This is a genomic window from Arsenicicoccus sp. UBA7492 (genome assembly GCF_002479615.1).
GTDB lineage: Bacteria > Actinomycetota > Actinomycetes > Actinomycetales > Dermatophilaceae > Arsenicicoccus > Arsenicicoccus bolidensis.
In genome coordinates this window covers 39301-52742 of sequence record NZ_DLOE01000003.1, presented here as the reverse complement: position 1 = coordinate 52742, position 13442 = coordinate 39301, and the positions used below count along the sequence as shown (strand labels likewise).

Below are 13442 nucleotides of genomic sequence, written 5' to 3'. Positions count from 1 at the left end.
CGGCTGTCGCGAGGTGCGGTCGTCCGGGGGACGGCCCGGCTCGCTGGTCTGCCGCACGCCCGCGGCGATGGTCCGGAGCAGAGTCCCAGCCTGGCTAGGATCGACGGTCATGGACGCTCCCCTCGTGCCGACGGCCCCGGTCCGCCTGCGGGTCGACTTCGCGTATGACGGGACCGACTTCAGCGGCTGGGCGGCGCAACCGGGCCGGAGGACCGTCGAGGACACCCTGGCCACGGCGTGGCGCACGATCCTGCGCAGTGACCTGGCGCCGCGGCTCACGGTGGCCGGGCGCACGGACGCCGGGGTCCACGCGCGGGGCGCCGTCTGCCACCTGGACGTGGTGGAGGACGATCTGGCCCGGCTGCCGGGGCGGTCGGACCGTGCGCCCGTGCAGGCGGCCGTGAGCCGGCTCAACGGGGTGCTGCCCGACGACCTGGTGGTCCGCTTCGTCCGGGTGGCCCCGGACGGGTTCGACGCTCGGTTCTCGGCGCTCGAGCGACGCTATCGCTACCGGCTGCTGGACGACCCGGCCCGGCTGGACCCGCTGCGTCGGCGCGACACCACGGTGGTGCGGCGGCCGCTGGACCTGGAGCGGATGCAAGAGGCGTGCGCAGGATTGGTCGGGTTGCACGACTTCGCGGCGTTCTGCAAGCAGCGGGAGGGCGCGACGACGATCCGGACCCTGCTGGAGTACTCCTGGGTGCGGGACGAGGAAGGCGTGCTCGTGGCCACGGTGCGGGCCGATGCCTTCTGCCACTCCATGGTGCGAGCCCTGATCGGCGGCGCCGTGCCGGTGGGGGAGGGCCGACGGGACGGTGCCTGGCTGCGCGACGTGCTCGTGGGCGCGCGCCGGGACCCGGGCGTCGCCGTGATGCCGCCGCACGGGCTAAGCCTTGACGAGGTCCGCTACCCACCGGACGAGGAGCTCGCCGGACGGGCGCGGGCGGCCAGGACCCTCAGATCCCTGCCGGGTGACTGAGCGCCGGCAGGCAGCACGGTGACGCGGTTGCTGCAAGATGTGCAAGTCTTGCAGGGGTCGAGGGGCGGTATGTCGGTGGCGGGCGCCATACTGGCGACTGGACCACGACGACGTGGCCCGTCAGGTGCTCGCGGCCCCCACTGCGTGCATGAATTCCCAGGAGACATCGTGCCTCTCACGATTCGCCGCAGTGCCCGCCCGGCACTGGCCACCCTCGCCGCCCTGGCCCTCGCCGCGATCGGCCTGCCGCAGGCCCCCATCGCCGCGGCCGCCGCGGCCGCCCAGACGCGCACGGTCACCCTCGTCGGATCGCTGCAGTCCGAGCTGGGCTGCTCGGACGACTGGCAGCCCGCCTGCGAGCAGACCCGTCTCGTGGCGGAGCCGGGCACCTCGACCTACCAGCGCACCTTCGACGTGCCGGCCGGGTCCTACGAGGTCAAGACGGCGATCAACGGCACGTGGGAGGAGTCCTACGCGCTGGACGGCACCAAGGGAGGCGACAACGCCCCGCTCGTGCTCAAGGGCCCGGCGCGCCTGCAGGTGACCTACGACGACACCACGCACCGCACCGGGATCGCCCCGCTCGGCCTCGCCGGGGGCGCGACCACCGCCGACAAGGCCCTGGCCCAGGACAGCCTGCGCCCGCCGACGACGCGCGAGCGCTTCTACTTCGTCATGGCCGACCGGTTCGCCAACGGTGATCGCGGCAACGACCAGGGAGGGCTCACCGGGGGGCGGCTCGAGACCGGGCTCGACCCGTCGGACAAGGGCTTCTACCACGGCGGCGACCTGGCCGGTCTGCAGCAGCGGCTGGACTACGTCAAGGGCCTCGGGACGACCGCGATCTGGCTCACGCCGTCGTTCAAGAACCGCCCGGTCCAGGGGACCGGCGCGGACGCCAGCGCCGGCTACCACGGCTACTGGGTCACCGACTTCACCCAGATCGATCCGCACCTCGGCACCAACGCCGAGATGAAGGCCCTCGTCGCCGCAGCGCACGCCAAGGGGATGAAGGTCTACTTCGACATCATCACCAACCACACGGCCGACGTCCTGGACTACGCCCAGAAGCAGTACTCCTACGTGCCGAAGTCGGCGGTCCCCTACAGGACGGCCGCGGGCCAGGCGTTCGACGACCGGGACTACGTCAACAAGCAGTTCCCGCCCCTGTCGGCGCAGTCGTCCTTCCCCTACACCCCGACCTACCGCACCGAGGCGGACAAGACGGTGCGGGTGCCCTCCTGGCTCAACGACCCGACGATGTACCACAACCGCGGGGACTCGACCTGGGCGGGCGAGTCGACGACCTACGGCGACTTCGTGGGTCTGGACGACCTGTTCACCGAGCGGCCCGAGGTGGTCGACGGGATGGGCGACGTCTACGCCGCGTGGGTCGACCTCGGCATCGACGGCTTCCGCATCGACACGGTCAAGCACGTCAATCTCGAGTTCTGGCAGCGGTTCTCACCACGGGTCCTGGACCACGCGCGGTCGATCGGCCGCAAGGACTTCTTCATGTTCGGCGAGGTCTACGACGGCGACCCCAAGGTGACGTCCACCTACACCACGGCCGGCAAGCTCCCCGCCACGCTGGACTTCGGCTTCCAGGGCGCAGCCGTGGCTGCCGCCCAGGGCAAGGCCACGACCGGCCTGCGCGACCTGTTCGCCGGGGACGACTACTACACCGACGCCGACTCGAACGCCTACCAGCTGCCGACCTTCCTCGGCAACCACGACATGGGACGCGTCGGCATGATGCTCGCCAAGGCGGGCTACACCGGCGGCGAGCTGCTGCAGCGCACGCGGCTGGCCAACGAGATCATGTACCTCACCCGGGGACAGCCCGTCACCTACTACGGCGACGAGCAGGGCTTCGCGGGGGCCGGGGGCGACAAGGACTCGCGCCAGGACATGTTCGCCACCAAGGTCCAGCAGTATGCCGAGGAGCCCGTCATCGGCGGAGCCCCCGGGTCGCGGGATCGCTACGACAGGTCCGCACCGCTCTATCGGACGATCTCCGAGCTGTCTGCGCTGCGGCAGGCCAACCCCGCGCTCGCGGACGGTGCCCAGATCCACCGCTACGCCTCGGACGCGGCCGGCATCTACGCCTTCTCGCGCATCGACCGGGCCACCGGTCGTGAGTACGTCGTCGCCGTCAACAACAGCACCAAGGCCGCGTCCGCCTCCTTCTCGACCTACGTCAGGCAGCGGCCCTTCCTGCCCGTGCACGGCACGAGGTCGACCCTCAAGTCCGACAAGGACGGGCGGGTCACCGCGACCGTGCCCCCGCTGTCGGTGAGCGTCTGGTCCTCGACCGGGTCCATGACCCACCGGCCGGCCGCGCCCGCGGTCTACCTGACCTCTCCTGGCGCCGGCGCCACCGTCGGCGGTCGCGCGGAGATCTCGGCGGCCATCCCGGAGAACACCTTCGCCCAGGTCACCTTCGCCTACCGCCCGGTGGGGACGTCCTCGTGGACGACCCTCGGCACCGACGACAACGCCCCCTACCGGGTCTTCCACGACGTGAGCGGCCTGGCCAAGGGGACCCTGCTGGAGTACCGCGCGGTGGCCAAGGACGGCACCGGCAACGTGTCGGCGTCCTCGTCCTACGGGATCGTCGGCGAGCCGGGCACCGCCCCCACGCCGGGCGGCGGGGTCGGCCCGGTGACCCAGCCCCAGGCGGTCTCGGTCCCCGGCACGCACAACACCGAGATGGGCTGCAGCGAGGACTGGGCGCCGGCCTGCGACCAGGCGCAGCTCGCGCTGGACGCCAAGGACCAGGTCTGGAAGCGCACGTTCACCACGATCCCGGCGGGCCAGCACTCCTACAAGGCGGCGATCAACCGCGCGTGGGACGAGAACTACGGCGCCGGCGGCGTCCGGGGCGGGACCAACATCGACTACACCGCACCAGGCGGCAACGTCACCTTCTACTACGATCACGCCACGCACCACGCCACCAGTGATGCCCAGGGCCCGATCATCACGGCCCCGGGCTCCTACCAGGCCAAGCTGGGCTGCGGCGGTGACTGGGCCCCCGACTGCATGCGGCCGTGGCTCCAGGACCCCGACGGTGACGGCACCTACACCTGGTCCAGCGACCAGATACCGGCAGGTACCTACGAGTTCAAGGTGGCGCACGGGCTGTCGTGGACCGAGAGCTATGGTGCGGGCGGCGCTGCCGGAGGGTCCAACATGCCGCTCACCGTGCCGTCGGACGGCACGGTGGTCACCATCTCCTACACGATCGGCACCCACATGACGACGGTGAAGACGTCCCGGGCCGGCTCGGCCCCCGACCTCGGCACCCAGCGGGCCGTCTGGGTCGCTCCGGACCTGATGGCGTGGCCCGCCGCGGCGGTGCCACAGGGCACCGACCCCGCGCTCCTGCGGTGGCGCCTGCACTGGTCCCCGAGCGCGCGACTGGCGATGGACGCGGAGACGATCACCTCGCCCGACGGCGGCCAGGCCTCGCTCACGCGGGACCCGGCCGGGCTGCCGGCGGCCGTGCTGGCCGCCCACCCCGAGCTCGAGGGCTACCACGCCCTGCGGCTCGACCGGGCGGCGTCCCGCCAGGCCCCCGAGATCCTGCGCGGGCAGGTCGCGGTGGGCATGTACGACCACCTCGGCCGGCTCCAGGACGCCACGGGCGTGCAGATCGCACCGGTGATCGACGCGCTGTACGCGCCGCGCGCCACGGCCCGTTCCTACGGCGTGAGCTTCCGCGGCGCCACCCCCTCGTTCGCGGTGTGGGCGCCCACGGCGCAGCAGGTCACCCTCCTGTCGTGGCCCCGTGGCGCGGCGGCGGAGGCCCCCGTCAGCGCGGCGACGCGGACCCGGATGGATCGTGGGCAGGACGGAGCCTGGACGGCCACCCGGCCCGGGCTCAAGGACGCCCGCTACGCCTACGAGGTCGTCGTCTACGCGCCGACCACGCGCACGATCGAGACCAATGTCGTCACCGACCCCTACTCGGTGGCACTCACCCCCGGCTCGGCGCGGTCCGTGGCGGTGGACCTCGCCGACCCCGCCCTTGCTCCCCGGTTGTGGCGGGACACCAGGGCGCCGGCCCTGAAGCAGTCCGTCGACTCGACGATCTACGAGCTGCACGTGCGTGACTTCTCGATCGGTGACGCCTCCGTGCCGGCCGCCCACCGGGGTTCCTACCTCGCGTTCGCCGACGAGGGCGACGGCACCAAGCACCTCCGCTCGCTGGCCAAGGCGGGTCTCAACACCGTGCACCTGCTCCCGACCTTCGACATCGCGTCCATCCCCGAGGGGCGCGCCGACCAGCAGGCACCGGGATGCGACCTGGCGTCCATGGGGCCCGCGAGCGAGGGCCAGCAGGCCTGCATCACCAAGGTCGCCGACAAGGACGGCTACAACTGGGGCTACGACCCCCTGCACTGGATGGCGCCCGAGGGGTCCTACGCGTCCAGCGACGCGAGCGCCGACGGCGGCGCCCGGGTGGCGGAGTTCCGCACGATGGTCGGGGGGCTGCACCGCTCAGGCCTGCGGGTGGTCCTGGACCAGGTGTTCAACCACACCCCGGCCTCGGGGCAGGACCCCAAGTCCGTCCTTGACCGCATCGTCCCCGGCTACTACCACCGCCTCGACGCCAAGGGCGCGGTCTACACCTCCACGTGCTGCCAGAACATCGCGACCGAGCACGCCATGGCAGAGAAGGCCATGGTCGACGCCGTCGTCCTGTGGGCCCGGCACTACAAGGTCGACGGCTTCCGCTTCGACCTCATGGGTCACCACAGCCGCGAGTCGATGGTCAAGGTGCGGTCCGCGCTCGACGCCCTGACGCCGGCCCGGGACGGTGTCGACGGCCGGAGCGTCTACGTCTACGGCGAGGGCTGGAACTTCGGCGAGGTCGCCGACGACGCGCTCTTCCGCCAGGCCACGCAGGGGCAGCTCGGTGGGACGGGGATCGGGGCGTTCAACGACCGGCTCCGCGACGCCGTGCGCGGTGGCGGCCCGTTCGACGACGACCCCCGCGCCCAGGGCTTCGGCTCCGGAGTCGCGACCGACCCCAACGGGACCCCCGTCGCCGGCGGGGCCGCCGACCTGGCCAACGACACCGACCTCCTCCAGCTGGGCCTTGCCGGTCAGCTGCGGTCGTTCAGCTTCCGCTCCACGCGGGGGACGACGGTCACTGGTGAGCAGGTTGACTACAACGGTGCCAAGGCCGGCTATGCGGACCAGCCGGCCGAGTCGATCAGCTATGTCGACGCCCACGACAACGAGACGCTGTGGGACGCACTGACCATGAAGCTGCCCCGCTCGACGAGCATGGCCGACCGGGTCCGGATGAACACCCTGTCCCTGTCGACGACGGCTCTCGGTCAGTCGCCCAGCTTCTGGCACGCCGGCGCCGACCTGCTCCGCAGCAAGAGCTTCGACCGGGACAGCTACAACAGCGGCGACTGGTTCAACACCCTCTCCTGGACGGGGGCGGACAACGGCTTCGGCCACGGCCTGCCTCCCGCAGGCCCCAACAAGGCCAAGTGGGAGTTCATGCGCCCCTTGCTGGCCGACGCCTCGATCAAGCCGTCCGCAGCGGACGTGCGGACCGCGACGACGCAGGCCCAGGACCTGCTGCGCCTGCGCTTCTCCACCCCGCTGTTCCGCCTGGGCACAGCCGACCAGATCAAGGCCAAGCTGAGCTATCCGGTCAGCGGCACCACCGACGCCCGGCCGGGCGTCGTCGTGATGCGGATCGACGACACCCGCGGCACGGCCGTCGACCCGGCCCTGGACGGCGTGGTCGTGGTGTTCAACGCCACCCCCGAGGCGGTCAGCCAGCCGCTGCCGGGCCTCAAGCGCGCGGCCATGACGCTGTCGCCCGTCCAGCAGCAGGGCGCCGACGCGGTCGTCCGGCAGTCCCGCTGGGACGCCGCGACGGGCGTCGCGACCGTTCCGGCGCGCACCGTGGCGGTGTTCGTCCAGCCGGCACGCTGACCCGGCCGGGGGTCCGATCCCGTCCCTCGCGTCGGATCGGTCCACCGCGCGTGGTCGGTCCACCGCGCGTGGTCGGTCCACCGCTCCGGGTCGGGCCCGCGGTCCGGCAGCCCGTGCACCGGGCTGCCAGACCGGCGAGACTGAGCTCATGAACGAGCTGGTCTACGGATGCATGGGTCTGGGTGGCGACTGGGACGGCGAGGAGGTCACCCCCGAGGCGGTCGACGCGGCGGAGCGGGCCGTGCTGGCCGCGCTGGACGCGGGTATGACGACCTTCGACCACGCCGACATCTATCGGCGCGGCAAGGCCGAGCGGGCGTTCGGGCTGGTGCTGCGCCGACACCCCGGGCTGCGGGATCGGATCCGCCTGCAGACCAAGGTGGGGATCACGTTGCCGTCGGACGACGTGGTCGGGCACTACGACCTGTCCGCCCAGGCCATCCGCACCCGGACCCTCGCGTGCCTCGAGCGACTGGGCGTGGACCACGTCGACACCCTGCTGCTCCACCGGCCGGACCCGCTGATGGTGCCGCAGGAGGCAGCCGACGCGTTGCACGGGCTCGTCGCCGACGGCCTGGTGGGCGCCGTCGGCGTCTCCAACTTCTCGGCGGCCCAGATGCGCTCCCTGCAGCGGCACCTGGACCTGCCCATCGCCGTCAACCAGCTCGAGCTGTCCCTGCACCACCGGGGATTCGTGGAGGAGGGGATCTGCGTCAACACGGGGTCGTCCACCTCAGCGCCCTTCCCCGAGGGCACGCTCGAGCACTGCCAGGAGCACGGCGTGCAGGTCCAGGCGTGGGGGAGCCTGGCGCAGGGCCGCTACTCGGGTCGTCTGCCCGAGGACTCCGACGGCGGCGACCGGCGCACCGCCCGGCTCGTGCAGAGGCTGGCGGACGAGCTCCAGGCAACCCGGGAGGAGATCGTGCTCGGCTGGCTCATGAAGCACCCCGCCCGCATCGCGCCCGTGGTGGGCAGTACCAACCCGGGCCGCATCGCCGCCTGCGCGGGCGCCCGACGCGTGGCCGAGGAGCTGAGCCGGCAGCAGTGGTACGCCCTGCTCACCTCTGCGCGCGGGGTGGCCGTGCCCTGACGGGGTGGGTCCGTCGTCCCTCCTTCCTCGCCGCAGGGAGGTAGCCGAGCAGGCCGAGGACCGAGACGAGGCCACCGACGACCATGGCGGTCGCGATGCTCGTCCGGCCGGCCACGAGGCCCAGCACCGGTGACCAGGCAGCGGCCGCCGCGAAGAAGACCAGGGAGTTCAGCGACAGCACCGTCGCGCGGTTGGCGGAGGTGGCCTCGCGGTGCAGCAGCGCGTTGTGGGCGACGCCCGCGGCGCCGTGCAGGCCGTAGGTGAACAGGTAGGCCGCGACCAGGGCGACGGGTCCAGCGGCCAGCCCCATCACGAGCGCACCCAGACCGTTGAGCACCCGGGCGAGGATGGCCGTGCGCGCCACCCCTATGCGTCGGTGGAGCCGCCCGGCCAGGGACGAGCCCACGGCGAACACCGCCCAACCGGCCGCCGACACCGGTCCGATCCATCGACCCGCCGCGGCCGCCCCACCCAGCTGCTCGGACAGGCGCAGGCTGAGGAGCGTCTCGAAGACGACCAGCGCTGCGCACCAACCAATCTCGACGGCGACGATCCCGGCCAGCACCCGGTTGTGGACGACGAGCCGGACGCTGTCCGCGATCACGGCTGGGGTCTCGCGCAGCGAGGCGGCGACCTGACGCAGCGCCGCACGGTGAGGGGAGGGTGGATGGACCGAACCGACCATGCCCGCGACGCCTCGTGGCCGCTCGCGGAGCAGCGCCGCCGTCGCCACGAGGTGCGCCACGCAGAGGACGGCATAGAGGACCAGCGGGAGGAGCAGGGCGCTGTGGTCACGCCAGGGGTGCCAGGCCACCAGGGCGCCCGACAGGACAGAACCGCCGGCGATGGTGATCCCGAGGATGGTGCCCTGCGCGCCGAGGTCACCGGCCACCTCGGCGTCGGGGTCGGTCTCGTGGACGGCATCGACGTACCACGCCTCGAGCGGGCCGGAGTCGAGCGCGCGATAGACCCCCATCAGGGCGGCGGCCACCGCGAAGGCCCAGAAGCTGTCCGCCAGCAGGTAGGCGACGGCCGCGATGACGTTGACGACCCCGGCGACGAGCAGGAGGGGCCGGCGGCCAAGCGCATCTGCGAGGCCGGACGAGGGCAGCTCGAGCAGGATGACGGCGACGCCCTGGAAGGAGACGTAGGAGAGCGTCTCGGCGACGGTCAGGCCGCGCTCCCGGGCTACGAGCGCGAACAGGCCCACGACGAGCCCCGCCGGCGCCCACCGGGTCGCGCTGAGGGTCAGGAAGACGGTGCGGGGGGAGAGGGTGGGCATGACGGCTCCTACGCCGATTCGTCAGTTCTCGACGGGTGGGGTGTCGGGAAGTGACCGGTCGGCGGTGGTGGGGTGTCGGGACGTGAGCGGTCGGCGGTGGTGGGGTGTCGGGACGTGACCGGTCGGCGGGTGGGGGTCAGCGGCGACGAGGGGTCTTGTCGAGGTCGATCGGGTAGGCGACGTAGTAGAAGGAGACCCGCTTGGCCTCGGGGTTGCCCTGCCCGGCCGTGCGGTAGGAGTCGGCCAGCTCTGAGACCTTGTCCCGCAGCTCGGCCAGCTGGGCGTCGGTGACGACGAGCATGGTGTCGTTCATGGAGGCGGCGTCCTGCCAGGAGGCGGGCCAGCGGTGGCGGGCGTCCAGCCACGCCCCGAACTTGTCGTGGAAGTGCTGCAGCCAGTCACGCTCCAGCCACCCGAGCGCCGTGTCGGCGTCCTCGTCGTCGAGGAACTCGCTGGGGTTGACCATGGTCAGGTCGGCGGACGCGGCCCAGAGACGGCGTCGGCCCTGCCGGTCGCCCACCTCGGTCACGAGACCGACCTCCTCGAGCTTGCGGAGGTGGTATGACGTCGCGCCGCTGTTGGTGCCCATCACCTTGGCGAGCGCCGTTGCGGTCGCAGGGCCCTCGCGTCGCAGTGCCCCCACCAGCCGCGATCGCAGCGGGTGCGCGAGGACCTTGACGGCCGTGGCGGTGAGCCGGACCGATGACAGCGGGGGAGGGGGCGGCGGGATCGTCATACGTGCACAATAACTTTGCACACTCTGTTTGCACAATAGTTTTGCACAAACACCGTGGACCCCTGTCCTCCCAGGTCAGGGGCCGCATGACGGGTCCCGCGCCACCGTTTGGGGTCGCACCGGGCAGCCGGTAGACTTGAGGACTGTTGTGCCGTGTGCCCTCTGCGGGCATGCACCCCAGCGCAGGTCGCCGGGAGCTCACGGCATACCGCCGATAGACACTCATCGAACGTAAGGCAGAAACACCGTGCGTACGTACACCCCGAAGCCGGGCGAGGTCACTCGCACCTGGCACGTGATCGACGCGACCGACGTCGTGCTTGGCCGTCTGGCCGTCCAGGCCGCCACGCTCCTGCGTGGCAAGCACAAGGCGACCTTCGCCCCCCACGTGGACATGGGCGACTTCGTCATCATCATCAACGCCGAGAAGGTCGCCCTCACCGGCGCCAAGCTCGAGAAGAAGCGGGCCTACCGCCACTCCGGCTACCCGGGTGGTCTGAAGAGCCAGAGCTACGCCGAGCTGCTCGACAAGGACCCCACCCGGGCCGTCGAGAAGGCCATCCGCGGCATGCTGCCGAAGAACTCGCTGGCCCGCCAGCAGCTGACCAAGCTCAAGGTCTACACCGGCGACAAGCACCCGCACCAGGCCCAGCAGCCTGTCCCCTTCGAGATCACCCAGGTCGCGCAGTAATCCGCCTCGCGCGACGCTGCCGTAGAGATTTAAGGAAACAACGTGGCTGACACCAGCATCGACGTCGAGAACGTTCTCGACACCGACGAGCCCGAGCTCACCGAGTACACCAGCGAGTCCTCGACCGCGGTCGAGCCCGCCCGCAAGCCCTCCGCCTCCGCCCCCGGCGCGGCGACCGGTCGTCGCAAGCAGGCCATCGCCCGCGTGCGCATCGTCCCCGGCACCGGCGAGTGGAAGATCAACGGCCGCACCCTGGAGGAGTACTTCCCCAACAAGGTGCACCAGCAGATCGTCAACGAGCCCCTCAAGGTGCTCGAGCTCGACGGCGCCTACGACGTGCTCGTGCGCGTCCACGGCGGTGGCCCCTCCGGCCAGGCCGGCGCGGTCCGCCTCGGCGTGGCCCGCTCGCTCAACGGTGTCGACGAGGAGCTGAACCGTCCGACCCTCAAGAAGGCCGGCTTCCTCACCCGCGACGCCCGCGTGCCCGAGCGCAAGAAGGCCGGTCTCAAGAAGGCCCGCAAGGCTCCGCAGTACTCCAAGCGCTGATCTGATTCCGCGCCGCACCGGCCCTGCGCCATCGAACGGCGGTCGTCCCTCTCGGGGCGGCCGCCGTTCGGCGTGCCGGGGGCGATGCGGACGCCGTCGACCCCTCGCGTAGTACGGTCGAGGGCAGACCACTCTCAGCTGACCCGGGCCCGCCCTCGCGCGGCCCGACGACGAAAGGCCTCCTGTGGCTCGACTTTTCGGCACGGACGGCGTCCGCGGCCTCGCCAACCGGGACATCACCGCTGACCTGGCCCTGCACCTGTCGGTGGCGGCCGCGAGGACGCTCGGCGACAAGGGTGCCTTCGGTGGCCAGCGGTCCGTGGCGGTCGTCGGCCGCGACCCCCGCGCCTCGGGCGAGTTCCTGGGTGCGGCGGTCTGCGCGGGCCTCGCGTCGGCGGGCGTCGACGTCCTCGACGCGGGCGTGCTGCCCACCCCGGCCATCGCCTATCTCACGGCCCGCATGAACGCCTCGATCGGCGCCGTGCTGTCGGCCTCGCACAACGCGATGCCCGACAACGGCATCAAGTTCCTCGCCAAGGGCGGGCACAAGCTCTCGGACGCGCAGGAGGACGAGATCCTCGAGCGCCTGGACGCCGAGCAGCAGTCCGCGGGTGAGCGTCCGACCGGTGCCGCGGTCGGACGCATCCGGCCGTTCCCGCAGGGCGCCGACTTCTACATGGAGCACCTGCTCGAGGCGGTCCCGACCCGTCTGGACGGCCTGCACCTCGTGGTCGACGCGGCGCACGGCGCGGCCAGCCAGGTCGGTCCCGAGGTGTTCGAGCGGGCCGGTGCCACGGTCGACGTGATCGGCGCTTCCCCGGACGGCCTCAACATCAACGACGGCTACGGCTCCACCCACCTCGACCGCCTGTCCGAGGCGGTCGTCGCTCGCGGCGCCGACCTCGGCTTCGCCTGGGACGGCGACGCTGACCGGTGCCTCGCGGTCGACGCGCAGGGCACGGTCGTCGACGGCGACCAGATCATGTCGATCCTTGCGCTGGCCCTCAAGGAGCAGGGACGACTGGCGGGCGACACCCTCGTCGTGACGGTCATGAGCAACCTCGGCCTGCTGCAGGCGATGGAGCGCCAGGGCGTGGCCATCCGCCAGACCGGCGTCGGCGACCGCTACGTCCTGGAGGACATGCGGGCCAACGGCCTGTCGCTCGGTGGCGAGCAGTCGGGTCACGTGATCATGCTCGACCACGGCACCACGGGTGACGGGGTCCTGACCGCCCTCATGCTGGCGGCGCGGGTCGTCGAGTCGGGGCGCTCGCTGGCCGAGCTCGCCTCCGTCATGACCCGCCTGCCGCAGACCCTCGTCAACGTCAAGGGCGTCGACAAGGACGCCGTGGACCGCAACGACGCCGTCAAGATCGCCGTCGCCGAGGTCGAGAACGAGCTGCAGGGTTCGGGCCGGGTGCTGCTGCGCAAGTCGGGGACCGAGCCCCTCGTGCGCGTGATGGTGGAGGCGCAGACCGAGGAGCACGCCAGGCAGGCCGCGGAGCGCCTCGCCAAGGTCGTCAAGGACAACCTCTCGCTGTGACCGGGCCTGAGCGGCCCCGCCCGGCCATGGCTGTGTCGATGGCCCCCGCCGGCAGGATCCGCCTGGGTTCGACACATCGGCCTGCGGTGCCAACCCAGGCGGACGTGACTACCTGAGGTAGGTCAGGGGAAGGACAGGACCTCGCCGCGCGACTCGGCAAAGATCAGCAGGGTCCGCGTGCTGGTCACCCCGGGGATGGTCTGGATGCGGTCGAAGACCACCGACCGCAGCGCCGCGTTGTCCTGCGCCCGCACGAGCACGATGACGTCGTACTCCGCAGCCACGAGCGCCACGTGCTCGACGCACGGCACCTGGACGAGCGCGTCGCGGACCTCCCGCCAGGAGTTCTGCTCGACCGACACCAGGACGTACGCCGACGTGCCCAGCCCGGCCGCCTCGGGGTTGACGCGCACGGTGAAGCCGTCGACCACGCCCTGCTCGACCAGCCGGTCCAGCCGGGCATAGGCGGTGGCGCGCGACACGTGCAGCCGCTCGGCGATGGTGCGCAGCGACTGCCGCCCGTCGTCCACCAGGGCGCCCAGCAGCGCGCGGTCGACCTCGTCGAGCGGTGCGTTCGTCCGCGTCTCGTCAGACATGTGGCCCCCATC

At 71.8% G+C, this 13442-nt stretch carries 9 protein-coding genes; 6 read left to right on the top strand and 3 right to left on the bottom strand.

Annotated elements, in window-relative coordinates; all coding sequences use genetic code 11:
• Window positions 1-109: 109 nt before the first annotated feature.
• The 3 genes from B4E97_RS00305 (at window position 110) to B4E97_RS00295 (ending at window position 8036) form a co-directional block, all read left to right on the top strand.
• Complete coding sequence (locus tag B4E97_RS00305) at window positions 110-979, top strand: tRNA pseudouridine synthase A (RefSeq protein WP_029211844.1); 870 nt, start codon at window positions 110-112, stop codon at window positions 977-979.
• 168 nt (window positions 980-1147) lie between these two features.
• On the top strand, window positions 1148-6946 hold the full coding sequence (pulA, locus tag B4E97_RS00300; RefSeq protein ID WP_286958242.1) for a pullulanase-type alpha-1,6-glucosidase: 5799 nt from the start codon (window positions 1148-1150) through the stop codon (window positions 6944-6946).
• 148 nt (window positions 6947-7094) lie between these two features.
• On the top strand, window positions 7095-8036 hold the full coding sequence (locus B4E97_RS00295; protein WP_019286322.1) for an aldo/keto reductase: 942 nt from the start codon (window positions 7095-7097) through the stop codon (window positions 8034-8036).
• On the opposite strand, the gene B4E97_RS00290 is transcribed toward B4E97_RS00295, so the two are convergent.
• Both B4E97_RS00290 and B4E97_RS00285 read right to left on the bottom strand, forming a co-directional pair.
• Window positions 8005-9318, bottom strand: coding sequence for an MFS transporter (locus B4E97_RS00290; protein ID WP_286958241.1), 1314 nt, complete (start codon window positions 9316-9318; stop codon window positions 8005-8007). The two genes, B4E97_RS00295 and B4E97_RS00290, sit on opposite strands and share 32 nt — an antisense overlap.
• 136 nt (window positions 9319-9454) lie before the next feature.
• The gene (locus tag B4E97_RS00285) at window positions 9455-10054 is read right to left on the bottom strand and encodes a winged helix-turn-helix domain-containing protein (protein ID WP_019286319.1); all 600 of its coding nucleotides are present in this window, start codon (window positions 10052-10054) and stop codon (window positions 9455-9457) included.
• A 247-nt stretch (window positions 10055-10301) separates the two neighbouring features.
• Here B4E97_RS00285 and rplM point away from each other — a divergent pair, with 247 nt between their 5' ends.
• The 3 genes from rplM (at window position 10302) to glmM (ending at window position 12834) form a co-directional block, all read left to right on the top strand.
• Entirely contained in the window at window positions 10302-10745 is a 444-nt protein-coding gene (rplM, locus tag B4E97_RS00280) for a 50S ribosomal protein L13 (RefSeq protein ID WP_019286318.1), read from the top strand.
• Between the two features lie 42 nt (window positions 10746-10787).
• Window positions 10788-11291, top strand: coding sequence for a 30S ribosomal protein S9 (gene rpsI / locus B4E97_RS00275; RefSeq protein ID WP_019286317.1), 504 nt, complete (start codon window positions 10788-10790; stop codon window positions 11289-11291).
• A gap of 184 nt (window positions 11292-11475) precedes the next feature.
• Window positions 11476-12834, top strand: coding sequence for a phosphoglucosamine mutase (gene glmM, locus B4E97_RS00270; protein WP_019286316.1), 1359 nt, complete (start codon window positions 11476-11478; stop codon window positions 12832-12834).
• A 122-nt stretch (window positions 12835-12956) separates the two neighbouring features.
• On the opposite strand, the gene B4E97_RS00265 is transcribed toward glmM, so the two are convergent.
• Window positions 12957-13430, bottom strand: a complete 474-nt coding sequence (locus tag B4E97_RS00265) for an Lrp/AsnC family transcriptional regulator (protein WP_286958239.1) — start codon at window positions 13428-13430, stop codon at window positions 12957-12959.
• Window positions 13431-13442 lie beyond the last annotated feature (12 nt).